The sequence below is a fragment of the Microbispora sp. H13382 genome (genome assembly GCF_014161445.1).
GTDB lineage: Bacteria > Actinomycetota > Actinomycetes > Streptosporangiales > Streptosporangiaceae > Microbispora.
Genome location: NZ_JABBXA010000018.1, coordinates 112,467 through 134,016, shown reverse-complemented (window position 1 = coordinate 134,016; position 21,550 = coordinate 112,467). Strand labels below are relative to the sequence as shown.

The following is a 21,550-nucleotide window of genomic DNA, read 5'->3' as shown; positions in this document are numbered from 1 at the left end:
GCGGGGCTTCTCAAGGAGGCGGGCTCGTGCTGACGCGGGTCGCTGAGGGTGTGTGGGTCCACGAGAGCGAGTTCGTGCAGAGCAACGCCGTCGCGGTGCAGGGCCGGGCCGGTGTGTTGCTCATCGACCCCGGGGTGACCGGCTCCGAGCTCGACTGCCTCGCGAACGACCTTCGCGAGTTGGGTCAGCCCGTCGTGGCAGGGTTTTCCACCCATCCGCATTGGGATCACCTGCTCTGGCACGCCCGGCTCGGCGAGGCGCCCCGTTACGGCACGGCGCGCTGCGCGGCCACTGTCCGAGATCAGCTGCCCGACGCGGATGCGAAGGCCCGCATCGCGGCCCACCTGCTGGAGACGGAAATCGCCGGGCGGGTACCGCTGGACCTGCTCGGCCTCATCACCGGTCTGCCCGCCGAAACCGCGCGGATTCCCTGGGACGGCCCCGGGGTCCGGATCATCGAGCATCGAGCGCATGCCCCGGGCCACGCGGCGCTGTTGATCGAGGAACGCGGGGTTCTCCTCGCCGGCGACATGCTTTCCGATGTCTTGATTCCGATGCTCGACGCGGACGGCACCACCGACCCGATCGAGGACTACCTCGCCGCGCTGCGGTTGCTCGAGGGCGTGGCCGGCGGCGTCGACGTCGTCGTCCCGGGCCACGGTTCCGTCGGCGGATCCGGCCAGGTACAGGCACGCATCGACCAGGATCGGGCGTACGTACTCGCGTTGCGCAACGGCCACGTCCCCGCCGACCCACGGATCGGCCCATCGGCCAAGCCCGGCTGGGAGTGGGTGAGCGACGTGCACCAAGGACAACTCCAACGCCTCGCCGGAAGAAGCGACCGCGACCGGGCGCCCCGCTAGCGATCGGTGTGCGACGCAGCCGGTGCGCGCGGGCCACCGCCGCTCAAGCCCCGCGTCGACCACGCCCGCCCACCGTCTGGCCGCCGTCCGGCCGCCGCGCAGGACGCGGCCCGCGCCGCGGCCGCGAGCCGTTTCCGGCGGCTGACGACAGCGCATGGGCCCGGCCGTGGAAGATCCGCTGAAGGCTCAGCCGTCGGGTGCCGCGCCGTACACGCGGGACAGGTCGGCGACGGCCTCGGCCATCAGCGCGCGCAGCTCGGCCGGCTCCAGCACCTCGACGAGGACGCCCATCCGCAGGAACAGCCACCGGGCGTGTGTGAGGGACTCGATCGGCAGCGTCAGCCGGGTCCCGCCGCCGGGCTCCGGCTGCCCGTCCGCCAGCGCCTTGTCGACGACGTCGCGGCCGAGGGTGTATCGCAGCAGGTCCTCGGCTCCCGGCGCGAGCCGCACCACCGCCTCGGCCGTGTACATCCGTGAGGCGAACCCCGCGGCGAAGCCGCGCCAGAACTCGGCGAGGTCGAAGTCCGGCGGCCGTTCGAAGCGCTCGGGCAGCACTTCGGCCTCGACGATCCGGCCCACACGGTAGGTGCGCACCGTGCCGTCGCAGGCGGCGGCGAGGTACCAGGAACCGCCCTTGAGCACCAGGCCGTAGGGACGCACCAGCCGTGCCACCTCGGTCTGCCCCCACCGGCGGTAGCGCAGCCGCAGCGTCCGCTCCTCCCACACCGCCTCCGCGACCTCCGTGAGGAACGGCGCCTCGTCGGCCCCCCGGTACCAGCCCGGCACGTCGAGGTGGAACCTCTCCCGCATCCTGGCCGCATGGGATCGCGGCTCGGGCGGCAGCGCGGCCAGCAGCTTCAGCTCCGCCGCCGCGGCGAAGTCGGCGAGCCCCAGCTCGGCGGCCGGGCCCGGCAGACCGGCCAGGAACAGGGACGAGGCCTCCTCCACGGTGAGCCCGTTGAGGCGCGTACGGTAGCCGTCGAGCAGCCGGTATCCGCCGAGCGGCCCGCGATCGGCGTAGACGGGCACGCCGGCGGCCGACAGGGCCTCGACGTCGCGGTAGACGGTGCGGACCGACACCTCGAGCTCTTCGGCGATTTCTGTGGCGGTCATCCTGCCGCGGGTTTGCAGCAGGAGCAGCAGGGACAGCAACCGGCTCGCGCGCATGTGACCAGTCTGCCACCTTTACAAAGTAGATTTACTTGCTTTCGCACATTCGCTGTGTTCAAATGCACACATGGAAAGTGCTGACCGGATCCGGGCGATCATGAACGCACTGCGCACGTCCGACAGCGTCTCCGTGGCAGAACTGGCGCTGGCGTACGGCGTGTCGGAGATGACCATCCGGCGCGACCTGGACGAGCTCGCCCAGCAGGGGGTGGTCCGGCGCGTCCGCGGTGGTGCGCTGAGCCTGCTTCTGCGCGGCGAGGAACCGCCCTTCGGCGTGCGTGAGCGTGAGGCGATCGACGCCAAGCGCCGCATCGGCGCGGAGGTCGCCGCTCTTCTGGCCGACGGCGAGGCCGTGCTGCTCGACGGCGGCACGACCGCGCTCGAAGTCGCCCGGGCCGTGCGCGAGCGCCGTCTGACCGTCCTGCCGCTGGCACTGCAGGCGGCCCAGGAACTGACGGGCGCCCCCCGCGTCCGCCTCGTCCTGCCCGGCGGGGAGGTGCGGCACGGGGAGTTGAACTTCGTCGGGCCGCTCACCGAGACCTCGATCAGGGCCCTCCGGTTCGACACCGCGGTGATCGGCTGCTGCGGCCTTTCGGCCGAGCACGGCCTGACCGCGCACGATCTGCCCGAGGTGGCGATCAAACAGGCCGCGATCGCCTCGGCCCGCCGCGTCGTCGCCGTGTGCGACTCGGGCAAGTTCACCCGTACGGCCTTCGGCGCGGTCTGCGGGCTCGACCGGCTCGACGTGGTGGTCACCGACGAGGGCATTCCCCGGGACCAGCACGACGCGCTCACCGCCGCCGGCGTCACCGTAAGGGCCGTCCCCGCCTCCGCTCCTGTCTCATCCCCCGTCTCGGCCCCGGAGTCGAGCCCTGCCACCTGAGCGGCGCCTCTCGCCTCGCACGCTCCCGGGCCCAGGCCCGCGTCCGCGCCGTACAGGCCAGGGCGGACACGACACCAGAGGACCACTCCACTCCCCCGCCCGCGCGAACCCAGGCCGTCGCCGCCTCATGGCGGCGCGCCGCGAACACCGGGCGTGAGCGTTCGCACAGCTCACGTCCACCGTCCGGCACACGCCGTCCACATAGCAGCGGACTTCGGCCGGCCGCGCCGCTCACCAGCCCGTCCCCGCCGGGCGCCCCCGCGCGGGCTGCACAGAAGAACCTTCCAGTCCGAACCTCCAGTGCCCCCGAGGAGCACACATGGCCGCTGCTCTGTCCGCCCCACCCCACCCGGCGCTCCTACGCGCACGCGTGGCCGTCTACGGACTGTTCCTGCTGTCCGGCATGGCCATCGGCACGTGGACCAGCAGGATCCCCGCCATCAAGGCGGACCTGCGGCTCAGCGACGGCGCGCTCAGCCTGGGACTGCTCGGCATCGCGGCCGGCGCCATCACCGGCATGCAGGTCGTCGGCCGCCTGGTGGACCGTCACGGCAGCTACCGGACCATGCTGCCGATGGCCGTCGTCCAGGGCCTGGTCCTGGTGATCCCCGCCTACATGCCGAACCTGCCGGCGCTCGCGCTCTCCCTGTTCGCGTTCGGCGCGGTGCACGGCACCCTCGACGTGGCCATGAACGCCAACGCCGTCGTGGTCGAACGGGCCTACGGCAAGCCGATCATGTCGTCCTTCCACGCGGTGTTCAGCGTCGGCGGCTTCGCGGGGGCGTCCGCGGGCGGGCTGTTCGCCCACGCCGGGGTGAGCCCCGGGGTGACCTTCGCGGCGATGGGCGCGGTGATCCTGCTCATCGCCCTGCTGAGCGCGCGCTGGGCCGTCCGCGACGACCCGGCGCGAGAAGCGGCGCAGGCCGCGTCCCCCGGAACCGGCCCGGCACGGCGGCGGCGGGTCAACAGCGCCGTGCTGTTCCTCGGTGTCCTCGCCTTCTGCTGCCTTGTCGGAGAAGGCGCCTCGGCCGACTGGGGTTCGGTCTACCTGCGCGACAACCTGGGCTCCTCCCCCGGCTTCGCCGCGGCCGCGTACGCCGCGTTCTCGATCATGATGACGGCCGGCCGGTTCGCCGGGGACCGTCTCGCCGCCCGGCTGGGGCCGGTCACGCTGGTCCGCTGCTGCGGAGGGCTGGCCGGGGTGGGCCTCGCGGCCGGGGTCCTCGTCGGTCACCCCGTGGCCGGGGTGGTGGGATTCGGGCTGTTCGGCGCGGGCCTGTCGTGCATCGTTCCCCAGGTGTTCTCCGCCGCCGGGCACCGCGACCCCGCCCAGTCGGGCCGTGCGCTCGCCGCCGTGGCGAGCCTCGGTTACACCGGCTTCCTCACCGGGCCCGTTCTCATCGGCGGCCTGGCCGAGGCCGTCACCCTGCCGTACGCCTTGCTGGTGCCCGCCGTGCTCGCGTTGTTCGTGGCCCTCGCCGCACCGGCGCTGCGCACGCCCCGGCCGGAACCCGCGGCCGATCGCGACGCCGAGCCCGCCCGATGACAGCCGCGGGGGCGGTGATCGGTCAGGGCCGGAGCAGCGTCTTGACGGCGCGGCGTTAGTCCATGGCCCGGTAGCCCTCGGCGGCCCGGTCGAGGGGCAGGTCGAGGTCGAAGACCTTGCCGGGGTCGATCGTGCGGTCCCAGATGAGCCGGATGAGCTCGAGTGCGCCCCGAGGCTGTCGGTGAGGTCTTTGAGTGCGGCGACGGCGGCGAACCAGCCGGTGCCCAGCACGTCGGAGGCGGCCAGCGGGGAGGGGACCAGGTCCGGGTGGGGCGTGCCGGGGGTGGCCATGCCGTCAGGCCACTCACGGCCGGATCGGCGGACTGCCTACTACCCATCACAGAAGCTGGTCAGCCGGGCAGGAAGGCACTCGCGAAAGGTGTACCGACAGGGCACCCCTGCGGACGCGATCGAGGGGGCGAGGGTTGGGGCCGACGGCGCCGGGCAGGGGTGGGGCGTGGCCGTCACCAACGATCCCCAGGAGCCGGTCCCGGCGTACCGGCGGCTCGCGGCGATGCTCCGCGAGGAGATAGTGCGGGGCCGGATCGAGCCCGACCGCCCCCTGCCGCCGGAGGAGCGCCTGGTGCGCGAGCAGGGGTTCGCCCCCGAGGACGTGCGCCGCGCCGTGGAGGTGCTCAGCGGCGAGGGACTCGTGTACACGGTCGAGGGGCGCGGGGCGTACGTGTCCACCCGCGCCGAGGAGACGGGCGGCGGCTGAGCGGCCGGCCGCCCCGTCCCCACCGGCAGGTGCTATCCGGCGGCGCCGGACGAGCGGGGCTCGCGCCACATGGGATACATGACCGGGCCGCCGGGAATCCGGAGCAGTTCCGGCATGTCGGTGTAGCCGTGGCGGAGATAGAGCCGCCGGCTCGCCTCGCTGCTGGCCTCCAGGTAGGCCGGGATCCCTTCGGCGTCGAGCCTGCGGTGGTGCTCCTCCAGCAGCACGCTGCCGAGGCCGCGGCCGGTCCTGCCCCGCTCCAGGGCGATGAACGCCAGGTAGTGGTGCGGCTCACGGGGGTGGAGCTTGTCCAACAGCTGACCGAGGACGCCGTAGCGTTCGGCGTTGTCCCCGGCGAAGGACGCGATCGCCTCCTGCTCTCCGGGGATCTCGGGGAACGGCGCGGCGAACCAGACCGCCACACCGGCCAGTTCACCCGATTCCCGGATGCCGTACACGTCGCCGTGCTCCAGCGCGTGCCCGGCCCACAGCGTGAAGAACCGCCGCTGCATGGGCAGGCGGTCCTCCGCGCGCGGGATGAGCCACCTGGTGATCTCGTCGATGTGGAACGTGTCGGCGATGAGCCCGCCGGCGGCGTCCGCGTCCGTCATCCGGATGATCTCGACCGTCATTTGACGCCCCCGCCGACGGCCTGCGCGCCCAGGCCGATGTTGGCGTACACCTCGGGCCGCGTCGACTTCAGCACCCGGCCCCAGACGAGGCCGAGGATGATCGCGACGACGAAGATGCCGGGCAGGATCCAGCGGAGGATCGAGTCGGGCTCGACTCCGAGGACCGTGTCGAAGTTGACCAGGGTGAGGCCGATGATCACGCAGAGCGCCAGGATCGCCAGAGCCGGGGCGATGCGGGTGCGCCAGGTCGTCTCCCCCCGAGGGTCACGAGAGAAGAACACGATCACCGAAATCGAGGTGACGGTGAGCAGGGTCAGCAGCCCGAGACCGCCGAAGGTGCCGAAGATGAAGAACATCTTGGTGACCGGGTCGAGGCCGGAGATCGCGTAGACGGTGATCACGATCAGCCCGAGCACCGTCTGCAGCAGCGACCCAGCGATCGGAGCGGCGGTGCGGGCCGAGGTACGGCCGAAGATCGAGGGAAGGACGTTCTCCCGGCCCAGGGCGAAGATGTAGCGGGCCGTGGTGTTGTGGAAGGCGATCATGCAGGCGACGCTGCTGGTCACGAACAGCACCGAGCCGATCGTCGAGACGGCGGAGCCCAGGTGCGCGGCGGCCTGGTTGAAGATGAGCTCGGTCCCCTGCTCCGAGGCGGCCTTGACGATCCCGTCCGGCCCGGTCGGCACCGTCTGCGCCCAGGCGGAGAACGAGTACAGCAGAGCGATGATCGCGATGCCCAGGTAGGTGGCGATCGGCACGGTCCGGTGGCGGTCCTTGGACTCCTCGGCGAAGACCACCGACGACTCGATGCCGGCGAACCCCGCGACGACGGTGGCGAGCGCCGCACCCACACCGGGCACGAACAGCGCGCCGGGGCTGAAGCCCTCGAAGCTGATGCCGCCCGGCCCCGCGTGCGTCACGTCGCCGAGGTCGAACAGCAGCACGATGGCGATCTCGCTGATCAGCAGGACGGACAGGATCTTCCCGTTGACGTCCACCCGCAGCAGACCGAGCAGGCCGGTCAGCCCCCAGGCCACGAGCGCGATCACCCACCACGGGGGCGAGCCGCCGAACCAGTCGACGAGCAGCGGCTCGGCGGCCGATCCGATGATTCCGTAGAGGCCGAGTTGCAGCGCGTTGTAGGCCAGCAGCGCCACCCATGCGGTCGCGACTCCCTGGGTCCGGCCGAGCCCCTGGGCGGCGTAGGCGTAGAAGGCGCCCGCGTTCACCACGTGCCGGGCCATGGTCACGTATCCGACGGCGAAGAGCGCGAAGACGGCGCCCAGCAACAGGAACGCGAACGGGACGCCGATGACGCCCGTCACCGTGTACGCCGTCGGGACCGAACCCGCGACGACCATCAGCGGCGCCGCCGCGGAGATGACGAAGAACACGATGGACGGCACGCCGAGCCGGTCCTGGGCCAGTGCCGCGGTGACGACGCTGGGCCGTTGCTCTGTGAGGGACACCTGGAACTCCGTGTGAGGGGGGTCGGAGGTCACCGGCGGCTGATGACAGCCTCGCCGACGGCGACCTTGGTCTGGGCGATGAGTCGCTGCAGGGCTACGGGGAGCATGGCGGTCGCGGCGGCCACGAACCGGGGATCGTGCTCGGACAGGATCCGCTGTGCGCCGGCCGCGGCCAGGAGGCCCAGGAGGACGCAGTCCCGGACCGCTGGCGGCTTGCGCCGCTGCACGGCGAGGTTCAGCCGGGCGAGCGGCCACGCGGCCGTGTTGATGTCCGCCGGCGCCGCGGGCTGCTGCTTCAGCAGGTGCCTGACCGGAGGCTTCAGCAGGTTCGCGGCGATCATTCGGGCGGTGACGTCGGCGTGGATCGTCCGGGCGAAGAAGAGCAGCCACGTGCCGACCGGGTGGTGCGGTTCGGCGATGACGTGATCGAGCACCGTGCGGGTGAGCGGGTCCCCGGTGGCCTCCCGGACCGTCGCGTGGAGGCGCTCGGGGTTCGAGGCGAAGTCGAACGCCACGCGCTCGGCGAGCATCAGCTCGGCGAGGACCGCGCCGGCCAGCGTCAGCCCCGTGAGCCGGGGATGTAGCAACGGATGACCCGTCACATTGTCGTGCAGGACAAAGTACAGATCATCGACAAGGGACGGGCTCGAAAGATCGCTTTCAGCCACGGTCGGCGATCATATAGGCGAATTGTTTCATCTGTCATCGCACGAAATCGTATTGTGTGAGCGACTTCGCGGTTCTCCGCCCGATACATAAATAATGCCAACCGGAATGCGCTTTTGGGTAATGCAATTACGGTCCGTCGCACTGACGGATGCGGAACGTGTCAGCGGATCAGGACATTCGCCAGGATCGTGAGCAGGATCGACGCGACGATCGAGATGACGATCATCATGAGGCAGCCCGACGCTCCCCCGAGTGGCCGAATCTTGAAATTTCCCGGCATGGCATCCTCCCCCTCGCTGCTCCACGTGCGCCTACCCACCGCCCACCGGCCGAACCGAGCGCGGTTTGTCCGTTTTGCGGCCGGGCATCGTCGGCCTATGACGATCCAGGACGACAGGGGCGCGGCGGCTCTGGCCCGCGCCCACGGGCTCTTCAACATCGCGGGCGGGCTGTGGCCGCTCCTGCACCTGCCGAGCTTCGAGAGGGTGTTCGGCGCGAAGACCGACCGGTGGCTGGAACGCACCGTCGCCGGGCTGCTCGTCGGGATCGGATGGACGCAGGTCCGCGCCGCGTCCGTGCCCGGCGGCGCCGACCACGCGCGCCGTCTCGGCATGGCCACGGCGGCGGCGCTGCTCGCCGTCGACCTGGTCTACGTGCCCACCGGCCGCATCCGGCCCGTCTATCTTCTCGACGCGGCAGCCGAGGCGATGTGGCTGCGCGCCTGGCGGGCCCGGGCCGTACGGCCGGAGCCTCCGTCCACCCGCGCCGGCTCGGTGTTCGCCGCGGCGGCGGCGCTGGCCGCGGGCTGTGCCACGGGCGCCGCGCTGGCCACGCGGATGCTGCGGCGGCGGCCGGACTTCGGCGACTCCGAGCTCACCCGGGCCCGCTACCTACGCCATCCCGCGGCGCGGTGAGCCAGGTTACGGGCCACGACGACGGGTAGAGCGAACGGCAGTTCGACAATGGAGGAGTCATGGACCGAGGACCTGTGGAGAAGGACCCCGAGGAGTGGGCGACGGGGGACGAGCCGATGACCGCGCCGCAGGAGTCCTACCTGCGCACGCTGGCCAGGGAGGCCGGGCGGGACGTGCCGGAGGGACTCAGCAAGGCCGAGGCCTCCCAGCTGATCGACGAGCTGCAGGACCAGAGCCGCCGCCTGAACGACAACGGGTGAACGGAGCCGAAGGGTCGCCCGGCCCCGGGCGGCCTTCGGCATGCTCAGGCGCCGTCACCCGGGCAGCGTCTCGCCGCCGATCGGGGCGAGGACCTCCCCGGTGTAGTACGACGACAGCCGGTTGGCGGCGAAGAACACGTACGAGGGAGCGATCTCGTCCGGGTCGGCAGGCCGGCCCATCGGCACCTGCTGACCGAACTTGTCCACCTTCTCCTCCGGGAACGTCGCCGGGATGAGCGGCGTCCAGACCGGGCCGGGAGCCACGGCGTTGATCCTGATCCCCCGGTCGACCAGCACCTGGGCCATCGAGTAGGTGAACGCGTTGATCGCGCCCTTGGTGGCGGAGTAGTCGATCAGCTGCTTGTTTCCGCGCAGCCCGTTGATCGACGAGGTGTTCACGATCGAGCCGCCCTCGGGCATGTGCCGCAGCGCCGCCTTCGTGACGCGGAAGTAGCTGTGGATGTTGACAGCGAAGGTGCGCGTCCACTGGTCGTCCGGCAGCTCCTCCAGCGACTGCACGGGGGTCTGCGTGGCCACGTTGTTCACCAGCACGTCGATCCCGCCGAGCTCGCGGACCGTGCGCTCGACGACCTCCTCGCAGTGGCGGGGATCGGCGAGGTCGCCCGGGATGATCAAGCAGCGGCGCCCCTCCTGCTCCACCAGCTTCCTGGTGTGCTCGGCGTCCTCGTGCTCGGTCAGGTACGCGATCGCGACGTCCGCCCCCTCCTTGGCGAACGCCACGGCCACGGCCCGCCCGATGCCGGAGTCGCCTCCTGTGACGAGCGCACGCTTGCCAGCCAGCAGGTCGCGTCCGGCGTAGTCGCGCATCTCGTCCCTGGGCTCGGGCGCCATCTCGCCTGTCCGGCCGGGGTACTGCTGCGTCTGCGGTGGCGGTGTGGAGTTCGGCTGCTCAGACATGCACGTCGGGTACCCCCGGCCCGCCAGGGCAAACGGCCGCCGGCGAGCCCCGGGGCGATCGCGATCGATACACAGTGTTACCTATCCATCACGCTTTAATGCCCCGAGATGGGACATCGGGTATGACGTTGCCATGACACCCCGGTCGCGGATCGCTCCGCTCGACGTGGTCTGGAGAACGTGCGACGCCGCGCCCGAGTGCCTGGGCGTCGTCTGCGAACCGTACGCCAGGTGCCTCGCGCACCTCACGCCGGTCGAGTCGGCCGAGGTCCTGCGGGGCCTGGCGCCGGGTCAGTCCCTCGACCTGCGCGGCACCGTCCTGCCGGAGGACCTGCTCACGCGGGTCCTCGACGGCGTGGAGCGCCGTCTCGGCCGGGCCAGGTTCGACCGCGTGGTCTTCACCGGCCCGGCCCGCTTCGCCGAGGTCGTCTTCGCCGGCGACGCGACCTTCGACCACGCCGGGTTCGAGCGTCTCGCCTCGTTCTACGGAGCCCGGTTCCTGCGCAACGTCTCCTTCCGCGAGGCCCGGTTCCTGCGCGAGTTGTCCTTGCACGACGCGCGGGTGTGCGGCCACGCCGCGTTCGACCGGGTCACGGTGCGCGGCGACGCCCTGTTCGGCGGGGCACGGTTCGGCGGGGCACGGTTCGGTGATGCGCGGTTCGGTGATGCGCGGTTCGGTGGGGCCCTTCCGGAAAGGGCGGGGACGGCGACGTTCCAGGACGCGCGGTTCCACGGGTTCGCCGCGTTCGACGCGGCCGTCTTCCATGGAGACGCCCGCTTCCGCGGGGCCCGGTTCCACCGGGCCGTCTCCTTCCGCGGCTCGGGCTGGGAGGCGGGCGCCGACTTCCAGGGCGCCCGCTTCGAGGGGGCGGCCTACCTCGGCCCGATGCGGGTCGTGCGGCGGCTGTCGCTGGCGGGCGTACGGTCCCGCGCGCCGTTGCACCTGGACACCGGCGGGTGCCGGGTGGTGCTGCGTTCGGCCGTTCTCGGGCGGCTCACCGCACGGCTGTCCGACGCCGAGGTCGACCTGCGGGACGCCACGCTCGCCGGGCCGTCCGCCGTCACCCGTCGCGCCGGCCGGCTGCGCGTGACCTCGCTCGACGGCCTCGACGCGGGCGCGCTCACGCTGACCGGCGCCGACCTGCGCGGGTGCGGCCTCGGCGGGCTGCGCCGCCCCGAGGGCCTGCGCCTGCGGGAGTGCCTGTTCGCCGCGCCGCCGGGCGGGTTCGGGCTGCGGCTGGGCTGGCCGCCCGTACGGTGGTGGAGCCGCCGCCGGGTCATCGCCGACGAGCACCTGTGGCGGGGCTGGCCGCCGGAGGCGGATGGGCACACCGCCGCCGTCCCCGCCGAGGACCCGGCGCCCGACCCGGCGCGCCTGGCGGCCGTGTACGAGCGGCTGCGGCCGGGCGTCGACGACGCGCGGGTGGCGGCCGACTTCGCGTTCGGCGCGATGGAGATGCGGCGGCTGGGCAGTGCGCGCGGCCGGGCCAGGCTGCTGCTGTCGCTGTACTGGCTCGCCTGCGGGTACGGCCTGCGCGCGGGGCGTGCCCTCGGGTGGCTCACGCTGGTGGCGGCTCTCGCCGCGGGCGCGGTGTGCTGGACCGCAATGGCGCGCCCGGCTGGCAAGCACGGCGTTCAGCGTGCCCGGGTCGCGGTCGTACGGCCCGCGGCGTCCGCCTCCCGCCCGGCGCACGAGGCCGGAGGCTGAGGCGCGCGAGCATCGAAATCTTCGATGCTCAGAAGCGCAAGCGTTCACGAGTGTTACGGCCGATACCTCCTGTCGCCAGCATAAGCTCAATCGTTCGCAAAACAGGAGGTTCCATGACAAAGCGCCTATATGTGGCCATAGTCGGCGCGCTGGTCGTGTCGGCGCTCGCCGGCGGCTGCGGGCGTTCGTCGTCCGGAACCGCCGCGGGCGAGAACGCGGCGGCGACGACGGGCAAGACCGCCAAGGACCTGGTCCCCGAGGACGTGCGCAAGACGGGCACGCTGCGGGTCGCCACGTCCGAGGGCTACCCCCCGATGGAGATGTACAAGAAGGGCACCCAGGAGCTCACCGGTGTCGACCCCGATCTCGGCGCGGCCATCGCGGCCAAGCTCGGGCTGAAGTTCTCGATCACCAACGCGGCCTTCGACGGGCTCATCCCCGGCCTGCAGGGCGGGCGCTGGGACATCGTGATGTCCTCGATGAGCGACACCGAGGAGCGGCGCGCGGCGGTCGACTTCGTCGACTACTTCAACGCGGGCGGCGCCATCATGGTGAAGAAGGGCAACCCCGACGGCATCAAGAACCTCGAGGACCTGTGCGGCCGCACGGTGGTGCTGGCCAAGGGCAGCTCCAACCTCGCCATCGGCGAGAAGCAGAACGAGAAGTGCGCCACGAAGATGAAGATCATGCAGAGCGAGGACGCGCCCACCGGCCTGCTCTCGATCGACTCCGGGCGCGCCGTGGCCACGATCGTGGACTACCCCGTCGCCGTCATGTACGCCAAGGACACCGGCAAGTACGACGTGCTGCCCGAGCAGTACGACGCCGGGCCGTGGGGCATCGCCGTCGACAAGCGCAAGACGGCGCTGCGCGACGCGGTCGCCAAGGCGATGGAGGAGCTCCAGGCCGACGGCGGCTACAAGGCCGTGCTCGACGAGTACGGCGTGGCGGCCAACGCCGTCGACGGCGTGCTGGTCAACACCCAGCCGTGGAAGTGACCCGGGAGCAGGAGGCCGCCGCCGAGCTGCCGATCGAGGCCGTGCGTCCCGTACGGCCCGGCCGGTGGCTCGGGGCGGCCGCCGCCCTCCTCTTCCTGGTCTGGCTGGCCTACACGGTCATCGTCAACGAGAACCTGCACTGGGACGTCATCGTCGCCTACCTGGCCGACGGCAGGATCCTCGGCGGTCTGTGGGTCACGATCCAGCTCACCGTGCTGTCCATGGCCATCGGCCTGGTGCTTGGGGTGCTCGCCGCCGTCATGCAGCTGTCGGACAACCCCGCGCTGCGCGGCACCTCCGCGCTCTACACGTGGTTCTTCCGCGGCACGCCGCTGCTGGTGCAGCTCATCTTCTGGTTCAACATCGGGCTGGTCTTCCCCGCCTTCGCGATCGGCGTCCCGTTCGGCGGGCCCAAGCTGATCGAATGGCAGGCCAACGAGGTCATCACGCCGTTCACCGCGGCGTTGCTCGGCCTGGCCATCAACGAGGGCGCGTACATGGCGGAGATCGTCCGCGCGGGTATCCGCTCGGTCGACCCCGGCCAGCGGGAGGCGGCCGAGTCGCTCGGCATGTCGCACCGGCAGGTGCTGCGCCGCGTGGTGCTGCCGCAGGCCATGCGGGTGATCATCCCGCCGACCGGCAACCAGTTCATCTCGATGCTGAAGACCACCTCGATGGTCTCGGTGATCGCCGGAGCCGAGCTGCTGACCGTGGCGCAGCGCATCTACCTCGGCAACTTCGAGGTCATCGCGATGCTCGTGGTCGCCTCGATCTGGTACGTCGTGCTCACCACGATCGCGAGCGTCGGCCAGCACTTCGTGGAGAAGCGGTTCGAACGCGGCCACGTGCGGCTGTCCTCCCGGGTCCGCCGCAACCTGCGGCCCCTGCAGAAGGAGCCCTCATGAGCGGCCCTGACCAGCCGATGGTGCGCATCCGCGCGGTCCGCAAGCGGTTCGGCGCTCTGGAGGTGCTCAAGGGCATCGACCTCGACGTCCCCGCCGGCGAGGTGGTGTGCATCGTCGGCCCGTCGGGGTCGGGCAAGTCGACCCTGCTGCGCTGCGTCAACCGCCTGGAGACGATCGACTCGGGCCGGATCTGGGTGAACGGCGAGCTGATGGGCTACGCCGAGCGCGGCGGCCGGCTGCACGCGCTGCGCCCGGCCGAGCTGTCCCGGCAGCGGCGCGGCATCGGCATGGTGTTCCAGCGCTTCCACCTGTTCCCGCACCGCACCGCGATCGAGAACGTCATGGAGGGGCCGGTCACCGTGCTGGGCACGCGCGCCGCCCAGGCCAGACGGCAGGCGGAGGAGCTGCTCGAGCGGGTCGGCCTGGCCGACCGCGCCCACCACTACCCGGCCCAGCTGTCCGGCGGCCAGCAGCAGCGGGTGGCCATCGCCCGCAGCCTCGCGATGCGGCCCAGCCTGATGCTGTTCGACGAGCCGACCAGCGCGCTCGACCCCGAGCTGGTGCAGGAGGTGCTGGCCGTCATGCGGGACCTCGCGGCGACCGGCATGACCATGATGGTCGTCACCCACGAGATGAACTTCGCCCGGGAGGTCGGCGACCAGCTCGTGTTCATGGACGACGGCGTCATCGTCGAGCGCGGCGACCCGCGCGAGGTGCTCTCCGCGCCCCGCCACGAGCGGTTGCGCACCTTCCTCGGGCAGGTCCGGTGACCGGCTTCGACCTGCTCATCCGGGGTGGCCTGCTGGTGGACGGCACGGGCCGCCCCGGGCGGCCCGCCGACGTCGGCGTGGCCGCCGGGCGGCTGACCGTGCTGGCCCCGGGCGAGGCCCCCCGCACGGGCGGCGCGGCGGAGGTGATCGACGCGCGCGGGCGCGTCGTCTCCCCCGGGTTCGTCGACGTGCACACGCACTCCGACGGCGTCACGCTGCTCGGCCCGTCCGGCGGCGGCTCCGGCAGGGCGCTGGTGCGGGCGTCGGTGCTGCAGGGCGTCACCACCGAGATCTGCGGCAACTGCGGGTCCGGCCTCTTCCCGGCCCTGCCGGAGCGGCTGCCGGCGATGCGCGCCGAGGCGCGGATCACCTTCGGCGGCGACGTCGGCATGTACGCCGACTTCGCGGGTTTCGCCGCCGCGCACGCGCGGGTGCTCCGGGCCAACCACCTGGCCTCGCTGGTCGGCCACGGCACGCTCAGGGCGGGCGTGCTCGGCCCGGTCGACCGGCCCGCCCGGCCCGATGAGCTGCGCGCGATGTGCGCGCTGCTCGACGCCTCCCTGTCGCAGGGCGCGGCCGGGCTGTCCACCGGCCTCATCTACACCCCCGGCTCGTACGCCGGGACCGACGAGGTCGTGGCGCTCGCCGCGGTGGCCGCCCGGCACGGCAAGCCGTACGTCACCCACCTGCGTGACGAGATGTCGCGCGTGGAGGAGGCGCTGGAGGAGGCGATCGAGATCTCCCGGCGCAGCGGCGCGGCGCTGCACGTCTCGCACCACAAGACCGCGGGCCGGTACGCCTGGGGACGCACCGAGCGCACGCTGCCGCGCATCGCCGCGCTGCGGGCCGAGGGGATGGACATCACCTGTGACGTCTACCCCTACACCGCGGGCAGCACGGCGCTGGCCGCCATGCTGCCGCCCTGGGCGAACGACGGCGGCCTGGGGGCGCTCACGGCGCGGCTCGGCGACCCCGCCGAGCGGGACAGGATGCGCCGGGCCATCGCGGAGGGCGTGCCCGGCTGGGAGAACACGGTCGGCAACGGCGGCTGGGACCGCATCTCGGTCGCCTGCGCGCCCCGCCATCCTCAGGCCGAGGGCAGGACCATCGCCGACCTCGCGGCCTCGGCCGGCGCCGATCCCCTCGACGTGGCCGCCGACCTGCTGGTGGCCGAGGCGGGCGAGGTGACGATCATCAGCCACTCGATGGTCGAGGAGGACGTGCGGCGGGTGCTGGCCGCGCCGTACACGATGATCGGTTCCGACGGCGTGCCGAAGCCGGGCGGGCGCCCGCACCCGCGCTGGGCCGGGACGTTCCCCCGGGTGCTCGGGCGGTACGTCCGGGAGCTGGGGCTGCTGCGACTGGAGGAGGCGGTGCACAAGATGACCGGGATGGCCGCGGCCCGTTTCGGGCTGACCGGGCGCGGGGTGATCCGCGACGGCGCGCACGCCGACCTGGTGGTCTTCGACCCCGCGGCGGTGGCCGACCTGGCGACGTTCACCGAGCCTCTGCTGCCGCCCGCCGGGATCGACGTGGTCGTCGCGGGTGGTCAGGTGGTGGTGCGCGACGGCGAGGAGACCGGCGCGCGTCCGGGTTCGGTGCTGGCTCTGTGAAAGGAATGACGTGGTGAGCGGAAAGGACGCCGGCGGCGTGCCGGGGGCGGCACGGCTGGCCGAGGCGGCGGCCGCCTGTCCGGGCACGCTGGCCGTCTGCGTTCCCGGCCTGCTCGGCGTGAACGAGGACGTGGTGCTGCCGCTGGCCAGCACCGGCAAGGTGCTGCTGCTCGCGGCGCTCGCCCAGGACGTGGCGGGGGGCGTCGTGGACCCGGACGAGCCGGTGCCGCTGCTCGACGAGGACTACGCGAGCGGGTCGGGCCTGCTGACCGATCTCTCGGCCCGCGTCTGGACGGCCGGCGACCTCGCGCTGCTCACCGCCTCCGTCAGCGACAACACCGCGACGAACGCGCTGCTGCGGCGGCTCGGGCTCGCCCGGGTGGACGCGGCCGCCGCCGCGCTCGGACTGGCCAGGACCCGGATCCACGACAGGATCCGCGAGCCCAGGCTCCCGGTGCATCCGCCGGCCTTCGCCACCGGGACGGCGCGCGAGCTGGCCGGGCTCATGCGGTCCCTGGCGCACGGCCGCGAGCCGTGGCAGCGGCTGCTGCTCGGCTGGATGGCGCACAACACCGACCGCGCCCTGGTGCCCGCGCTGCTCCCGCACGAGCCCGAGGACCGCGACCCGCCGGTGGCCCTGCCGTACGCCGCCGGGGTCTGGGTGGCGAACAAGACCGGCACCGACGCCGGCACCCGGGCCGACGTGGGCGTCATGGCCGGGACGCGGTGGGAGGGCTACGCCGTGCTCGCGCACGGGCCGGTGGGCCGCGAGCACGCCCTGGTCCGGGCGATCCGGCAGGCGGGCCTCGCCGTCGCCGCCAGCGTCCTTCCGCCCCGATGGCTCGGCTTCCCGCTGTGACCAGCGTGGATGCCAGGTCGCCGATACTGGGGGCATGCTCAGCAGCCACCGCCTCAAGGTGCTCCTGGAGGTCTTCAGGACCGGGAGCATCGCCGGAGCCGCCAAGTCCCTGCGGCTGTCGCCCTCGGCCGTCTCCCACCAGCTCGCCCGGCTGGAGGAGGAGGCGGGGGTCGGGCTGGTGGAGCGGGCCGCGCACAGCCTGCGGCTGACCGCGGCGGGTCACCGCCTGGCCGGGCGGGCCCAGGAGGTGCTCGACCTCATCGAATCCGCCGAGAAGGACCTGCTCGCGCAGGCGCGGGCGGACGCCGGGCAGTTGCGTATCGGGTTCTTCGCCTCGGCCGGCTACCGGCTGCTGCCGATGGCGCTGTCGTCCTTCACGGCCCGCCATCCGGGCGTCGTGCTCGACCTGGTGCTCGGGCAGCCGCACGAGTTGCTGACCGACGTGGAACGCGGCGAGCTGGACGTGCTGGTCGTGTTCGAGCACGCGCTGGACCCCTGGAAGGCGCCGAAGGGCGTCGAGGTCGTCCACCTGTTCGACGAGCCGCAGCTGCTCGTCATGCCGCTCGGCCACCCCGTGGGAAGCCGCCCCCGCGTCCGGCTGACCGACCTGGCCGACGAGCCGTGGATCACCACGTTCGGCACCGAGACCCCGGTGTCGGTGCTGGAGCGGGCCAGCGCCCTGGAGGGGTTCACGCCCACCATCCGCTGCCGCAGCGACCACTACGAGGTGACGCTCGGCCTGGTCCGGGCCGGGCTCGGCGTGGCCCTCGTGCCGAGCCTCGGCGTGCAGGGAGCGGCGGGGATCCAGGTCTGCCAGGTGGAGGGGCAGAAGCTCTACCGGCGGGTCGGCGCCGCCCTCCGCCCGACCAACCCCAACCCCGCCCTGCGCGCCTTCGTCGACTACCTCAGAGACGCCTCGGCCCGTCTCAGCGTCACCCTGCGCTGAGCGCGTCCCCGCGCGAGCCGGGCCTTGGTTGCCACCGCCCAGGTGGCGACCGGCCCCGTGGGCTGACAGCACGGCGCCCGGCCCGCCTGCCGCGGGCCGGGCGCCGCTTCTGTCACCAGTTGCCCAGTCTGCGCGCGCTCCGCTCGCCCCGCTCATGCCGGCGGAACGCCTGTGCCATCGCCAGTGCGGCGGCTCCCAGCGCAAGGGTCACGATGCCGATCGCCACGTTGTTCCAGATGGTCGTCGCCGTGGCCTCACGTCCCGCGCGCACCACAAACGGCGAGACGATCGCCCACACGCCAAGCAGCGGGAGCAGCCACCCCAGTCCGTACGTGCGGCCGTAGGCGGACGCGAGCCCGAGAGCGAGAGCGGAGATCACGAGGCCGGTGACGAGGTTGCTGACGGTCAGGCCGCGGAGTCCGAAGAACCCGACGATCCACGGCGAGAGGGCCAGGTAAAGGCCGGCCAGGAAGGACAACCCCTCCAATACCTGGGCGGGGGCCGTCGAGCCCGCCCGATCGTAGGTCTGTCGCAGTTCGGTGACGTCGGGATGACGCTCGAGGCCGGTGGGTCCAACCATGTCTGGTTCCGCCTTTCCTGCTGCGTGCGTTTGTGCAAACGGCCATACCCCCAAAAATCCCGGCATTCTCGATTTTTATTAATAATCGCGCCTTTCTTTGGTTATAGCCGAATAAAAAGGGTTCGGAGCGTTCACGCCGACATGCGGCGGCCATCGCCGGGGAGGGTACTGACAGGGCCTCGATCAGAGGGCCCGCGACGACGAGAAGCCTGAGACGTGGCGCGGGGGGTCATGATCGCTGTTGTCCTGGCGGTGCTCGCCGCGGCGGCCAACGCCGTCGCGTCCGTACTGCAGCGCCGGGCCGCCCGCGCCGCCCCCGCCGCCGAGGCGTTCCGGCCCGGCCTGATCTGGGACCTCGTCCGGCGGCCCACCTGGCTGGGCGGCATCGCCGCGCTCATCGCGGGTTTCCTGCTGCAGGCCGGCGCCCTGACGAGCGGAGGGCTCGCACTCGTCCAGCCCCTGCTCGTCGCGGAACTGCCGATCACGATGCTGGTGGCCGGCTGGATGTTCCGGGTCCGCCTCGACCCCAAGACCTGGCTGGCCGTCGGCTTACTGACGGCCGGCCTGGCCGGGTTCCTCGCGGCGGCCTCGCCCACCCCCGGCCACCGGCTTCCCGGCCTGCTGACCTGGGTGATCTCGGCGGGCGTGACCATCGGGCTCCTCGCCTGCTGCGTGACCGCCGCGATCGCCCTCGGCGGGGCCGCCCGCGCGGTGCTGCTCGGGATGGCCGCCGGGCTGGGCTTCGCCTACACCGCCGTCCTCATGAAGCGCACGGTGGACGAGTTGCCGGCCGGCGCGCGGACGCTCGCCGGCTCCTGGTCGCTGTGGGCCATGGTGGCCGCCGGGCTGTGCAGCCTGTTCCTGCTGCAGAACGCCCTGCACAGCGGTCCGCTCGTCGCCGTGCAGCCCGCGCTGACCGTGACCGACCCCGTGGCGAGCACGGCGTACGGCGTGGCGATGTTCGGCGAGGACATCCGCACGGGCCCGTGGGTGGTGCCCGAGCTGACGGGCATGGCCCTCATCCTGTACGGCAGCGTGCTGCTGTCGCGGTACGCGCCGCTCAGGAGGCAGGCTCACATGATCGGGACGCGGCGGCGAGGTCCGGGAGAAGAAGGGACTCGGCCGGCGAAGCGCTGAACAGAGCGGCGGCCCGCGCGGTGAGCGCGGCCCGCCCGGGCAGGCCGGGCTGGAGCCGGTCGAGCGCCCGCAGCAGCTCCGCGCGGCGGCGCACGTGGACGCTCACCCCGGCGCGTGCCATCGCGCGCACGCCGTCCCCGCCGTGACCCGCGATGGGCCGGTACGTGACGACCGGCACCCCCGCGGCGAACGCCTCCCTGCAGGTCAGCCCGCCCGCGTTGTCGACCAGCGCGTACGCGGAGGCGAGCAGGTCCGCCAGGTCGTCACGCCAGCCGAGGGCGGCGCCCGCTCCGGCGCGGCCGAGCAGCCGCGCGAGACGGCGGCGCAGCCGCTCGTTGCGCCCGCACAGCACGACGGGCGCGTACCGGCCCGACCGGGCCAGGATCCCGGCGGTCTCCGCGACCCGGCCGACCCCCCAGGATCCCGCGCAGACGAGCACGATCGGCCCGCCGTCCCGCAGGCCGATCCGGGTCCGGACGTCCGCCATGCCGGCGCGGTCCCGGGGCGCCGCGAACCTGGGGCGGACGATCGGGGCGCAGCGGAAGGCCGGACGGCCGAGGGCGGCCGTCACGGCGAGGGCCGTGGCCGCGTCCGGGCACAGGTAGCGGTCGTTGCCGGGGTGCAGCCAGAGGCGGTGCACGGCGAAGTCGGTCAGCACGACCACGCTCGGCGCCGCGAGCCGCCCCCGCGCCCGCAGGTGCCCCGCGGCCTGCGCGGCCACGTGGAAGACCGGCACGACCAGCGAGGGGCGGACGCGGCGCACCGCCCGGGCCAGCCCGGCGGCGGCCACCACCGTCAGCGGCGAGGTGGACGGGGCCCGGCGTGAGACGAAGAAGACGCGGTAGACCAGCGCGTACAGCCACGGCGCCCGCAGCATCACCACGCGGTACCACCACCGCAGCAGCGCGCCGAGCCGCAGCGGCAGCAGGGCGAGCACGTCCACGATCTCCGCGCGCACCCCGGCGGCGGTCAGGCGGCGCGCCAGTTCGGCGGCGACGGCGTCGTGGCCCGCGCCCATCGAGGCGCTGACGATCAATGTCCTGTTACTCATGGCCCTCCTTCCGGGGTGGGGGGCGGCGTGGCGGACACTGGAAGGCGATGCGACCTCACGCGCTCGCCGCCGCCGGACTGGCCCTGCTCCACGCGGGACCGGGGGCGGCCTGGCTGCCTCCGGTCCGCCGCCTGCTGCCGTCTCTGGCGGGCGAGGGCGATCCCGGGCACGTGGCGCTGACCTTCGACGACGGGCCGGATCCGCGCTCTACCCCGCTGTTCCTCGACGAGCTGGACCGGCTCGGGTGCCGGGCGACCTTCTTCCTCCTCGGCGAGCTGCTCGAACGCCACCCCGAGGTCGGGCGGAGCATCGCGCGGGCCGGTCACGAGGTGGCCGTGCACGGCTGGCGGCACGGCAACGCCCTGGTCGCCCGGCCGGGCAGGGTCGCCGCGGAGATCGGCAGGGCCGCGCGCCTCGTCGCCGCCGTCACCGGCGTACCGCCCTCGTGGTACCGCCCGCCGTACGGCGTGCTGAGCGCCGAGGCGCTGCTCGCGGCCCGGTGGCACGGCCTGCGGCCGGTGCTGTGGACGGCCTGGGGCGCGGACTGGACGGCACGGGCCACGCCCGGCTCGGTGCTGCGCACCCTGGAGCCCGGCCTGCGCGGCGGGGCGACGCTGTTGCTGCACGACTGCGACCACACCTCCGCCCCCGGTTCCTGGCGTTCGGCGCTGGGCGCGCTCGCCGGCGTGGTCGGCCGCTGCCGCGCCGCCGGACTGCGGGTCGGACCGCTGGGCGCCCACGGCGTGGGTGTACCCGGCGGCGCGGGGGCCCACCGGCTCCCGCTCCCGGCAAGCTTTTACCCACGGCCGGAAGCGTAAGAAGCGGGAAAAAGGCCGCTTACTTCCACCGTCTTTCCCGACCACGTTTTTACCGCTTTTTCCGTTAGCGGCGCGGCGGTGTACGCCGCTTTTCCCGGGAGGTTGCGCGCGTAAAGACGCCCG

Annotated in this window: 22 protein-coding genes and 1 pseudogene; 15 read left to right on the top strand and 8 right to left on the bottom strand. The window is 72.8% G+C overall.

Translation table 11 applies throughout. The features are described from left to right. Positions 1 to 26 precede the first annotated feature (26 nt). Positions 27 to 863 (top strand): MBL fold metallo-hydrolase, encoded by an 837-nt coding sequence (locus HHX41_RS29630; RefSeq protein WP_182908573.1) that lies wholly within the window; start codon positions 27 to 29, stop codon positions 861 to 863. 186 nt (positions 864 to 1,049) lie between these two features. Here the strand turns inward: HHX41_RS29630 and HHX41_RS29625 are convergent, their stop codons facing one another. After that, positions 1,050 to 2,030, bottom strand: coding sequence for a YafY family protein (locus HHX41_RS29625; protein ID WP_182908572.1), 981 nt, complete (start codon positions 2,028 to 2,030; stop codon positions 1,050 to 1,052). Between the two features lie 70 nt (positions 2,031 to 2,100). Here HHX41_RS29625 and HHX41_RS29620 point away from each other — a divergent pair, with 70 nt between their 5' ends. Further along, positions 2,101 to 2,916, top strand: coding sequence for a DeoR/GlpR family DNA-binding transcription regulator (locus tag HHX41_RS29620; protein ID WP_169982615.1), 816 nt, complete (start codon positions 2,101 to 2,103; stop codon positions 2,914 to 2,916). Positions 2,917 to 3,235: 319 nt separating this feature from the next. After that, a complete protein-coding gene (locus HHX41_RS29615; RefSeq protein ID WP_182908571.1) occupies positions 3,236 to 4,462 on the top strand; it encodes an MFS transporter in 1,227 nt (408 codons plus the stop codon). A 55-nt stretch (positions 4,463 to 4,517) separates the two neighbouring features. Here the strand turns inward: HHX41_RS29615 and HHX41_RS42410 are convergent. Then, positions 4,518 to 4,622, bottom strand: a pseudogene (locus HHX41_RS42410) (IMP dehydrogenase); the annotation flags it as partial. Between the two features lie 297 nt (positions 4,623 to 4,919). On the opposite strand from HHX41_RS42410, the gene HHX41_RS42030 reads away from it, so the two are divergent. After that, positions 4,920 to 5,180, top strand: a complete 261-nt coding sequence (locus tag HHX41_RS42030; protein ID WP_220504526.1) for a GntR family transcriptional regulator — start codon at positions 4,920 to 4,922, stop codon at positions 5,178 to 5,180. Positions 5,181 to 5,212: 32 nt separating this feature from the next. Here the strand turns inward: HHX41_RS42030 and HHX41_RS29605 are convergent, their stop codons facing one another. The 3 genes from HHX41_RS29605 to HHX41_RS29595 are packed head-to-tail and all read right to left on the bottom strand — an operon-like array spanning position 5,213 to position 7,949. Next, positions 5,213 to 5,812, bottom strand: a complete 600-nt coding sequence (locus HHX41_RS29605; RefSeq protein ID WP_220504525.1) for a GNAT family N-acetyltransferase — start codon at positions 5,810 to 5,812, stop codon at positions 5,213 to 5,215. Next, positions 5,809 to 7,281 (bottom strand): APC family permease, encoded by a 1,473-nt coding sequence (locus HHX41_RS29600; protein WP_310742246.1) that lies wholly within the window; start codon positions 7,279 to 7,281, stop codon positions 5,809 to 5,811. The genes HHX41_RS29605 and HHX41_RS29600 overlap by 4 nt, the downstream gene beginning before the upstream one ends. A 29-nt stretch (positions 7,282 to 7,310) precedes the next feature. Next, entirely contained in the window at positions 7,311 to 7,949 is a 639-nt protein-coding gene (locus HHX41_RS29595) for a GPP34 family phosphoprotein (RefSeq protein WP_182908569.1), read from the bottom strand. A 378-nt stretch (positions 7,950 to 8,327) separates the two neighbouring features. Here HHX41_RS29595 and HHX41_RS29590 point away from each other — a divergent pair, with 378 nt between their 5' ends. Further along, on the top strand, positions 8,328 to 8,864 hold the full coding sequence (locus HHX41_RS29590; RefSeq protein ID WP_220504524.1) for a hypothetical protein: 537 nt from the start codon (positions 8,328 to 8,330) through the stop codon (positions 8,862 to 8,864). A 59-nt stretch (positions 8,865 to 8,923) separates the two neighbouring features. After that, a complete protein-coding gene (locus HHX41_RS29585; RefSeq protein WP_169982610.1) occupies positions 8,924 to 9,124 on the top strand; it encodes a DUF3072 domain-containing protein in 201 nt (66 codons plus the stop codon). Between the two features lie 54 nt (positions 9,125 to 9,178). Here the strand turns inward: HHX41_RS29585 and HHX41_RS29580 are convergent, their stop codons facing one another. Further along, on the bottom strand, positions 9,179 to 10,042 hold the full coding sequence (locus tag HHX41_RS29580; RefSeq protein ID WP_182908568.1) for an SDR family oxidoreductase: 864 nt from the start codon (positions 10,040 to 10,042) through the stop codon (positions 9,179 to 9,181). A gap of 133 nt (positions 10,043 to 10,175) precedes the next feature. Between HHX41_RS29580 and HHX41_RS29575 the strand changes: the two genes are divergently transcribed. The 7 genes from HHX41_RS29575 (at position 10,176) to HHX41_RS29545 (ending at position 17,841) form a co-directional block, all read left to right on the top strand. Continuing rightward, the gene (locus HHX41_RS29575) at positions 10,176 to 11,750 is read left to right on the top strand and encodes a pentapeptide repeat-containing protein (RefSeq protein ID WP_182908567.1); all 1,575 of its coding nucleotides are present in this window, start codon (positions 10,176 to 10,178) and stop codon (positions 11,748 to 11,750) included. A 113-nt stretch (positions 11,751 to 11,863) separates the two neighbouring features. Beyond that, positions 11,864 to 12,748, top strand: a complete 885-nt coding sequence (locus tag HHX41_RS29570) for an ABC transporter substrate-binding protein (protein ID WP_182908566.1) — start codon at positions 11,864 to 11,866, stop codon at positions 12,746 to 12,748. Next, a complete protein-coding gene (locus HHX41_RS29565) occupies positions 12,739 to 13,653 on the top strand; it encodes an amino acid ABC transporter permease (protein WP_310742245.1) in 915 nt (304 codons plus the stop codon). Before HHX41_RS29570 ends, HHX41_RS29565 begins: the two co-directional genes overlap by 10 nt. Further along, positions 13,650 to 14,423 carry an amino acid ABC transporter ATP-binding protein gene (locus tag HHX41_RS29560; RefSeq protein WP_283246784.1) on the top strand — a complete coding sequence of 258 codons (774 nt, stop codon included), beginning with the start codon at positions 13,650 to 13,652 and terminating at the stop codon, positions 14,421 to 14,423. The genes HHX41_RS29565 and HHX41_RS29560 overlap by 4 nt, the downstream gene beginning before the upstream one ends. After that, positions 14,420 to 16,036, top strand: a complete 1,617-nt coding sequence (locus tag HHX41_RS29555) for an amidohydrolase family protein (protein WP_182908565.1) — start codon at positions 14,420 to 14,422, stop codon at positions 16,034 to 16,036. Before HHX41_RS29560 ends, HHX41_RS29555 begins: the two co-directional genes overlap by 4 nt. A 13-nt stretch (positions 16,037 to 16,049) precedes the next feature. Further along, positions 16,050 to 16,895, top strand: a complete 846-nt coding sequence (locus tag HHX41_RS29550) for a serine hydrolase (protein WP_310742244.1) — start codon at positions 16,050 to 16,052, stop codon at positions 16,893 to 16,895. Positions 16,896 to 16,929: 34 nt separating this feature from the next. Next, entirely contained in the window at positions 16,930 to 17,841 is a 912-nt protein-coding gene (locus tag HHX41_RS29545; RefSeq protein WP_169982605.1) for a LysR family transcriptional regulator, read from the top strand. Positions 17,842 to 17,953: 112 nt separating this feature from the next. Here the strand turns inward: HHX41_RS29545 and HHX41_RS29540 are convergent, their stop codons facing one another. Beyond that, positions 17,954 to 18,421 carry an SPW repeat protein gene (locus HHX41_RS29540; protein ID WP_169982600.1) on the bottom strand — a complete coding sequence of 156 codons (468 nt, stop codon included), beginning with the start codon at positions 18,419 to 18,421 and terminating at the stop codon, positions 17,954 to 17,956. 231 nt (positions 18,422 to 18,652) lie between these two features. On the opposite strand from HHX41_RS29540, the gene HHX41_RS29535 reads away from it, so the two are divergent. Beyond that, positions 18,653 to 19,558 (top strand): DMT family transporter, encoded by a 906-nt coding sequence (locus HHX41_RS29535; protein WP_182908564.1) that lies wholly within the window; start codon positions 18,653 to 18,655, stop codon positions 19,556 to 19,558. Here HHX41_RS29535 and HHX41_RS29530 read toward each other — a convergent pair. Further along, positions 19,482 to 20,609 (bottom strand): MGDG synthase family glycosyltransferase, encoded by a 1,128-nt coding sequence (locus HHX41_RS29530; RefSeq protein WP_182908563.1) that lies wholly within the window; start codon positions 20,607 to 20,609, stop codon positions 19,482 to 19,484. The genes HHX41_RS29535 and HHX41_RS29530 overlap by 77 nt on opposite strands. A 47-nt stretch (positions 20,610 to 20,656) precedes the next feature. Here HHX41_RS29530 and HHX41_RS29525 point away from each other — a divergent pair, with 47 nt between their 5' ends. Beyond that, positions 20,657 to 21,427 (top strand): polysaccharide deacetylase family protein, encoded by a 771-nt coding sequence (locus HHX41_RS29525; RefSeq protein ID WP_182908562.1) that lies wholly within the window; start codon positions 20,657 to 20,659, stop codon positions 21,425 to 21,427. Positions 21,428 to 21,550: the final 123 nt, after the last annotated feature.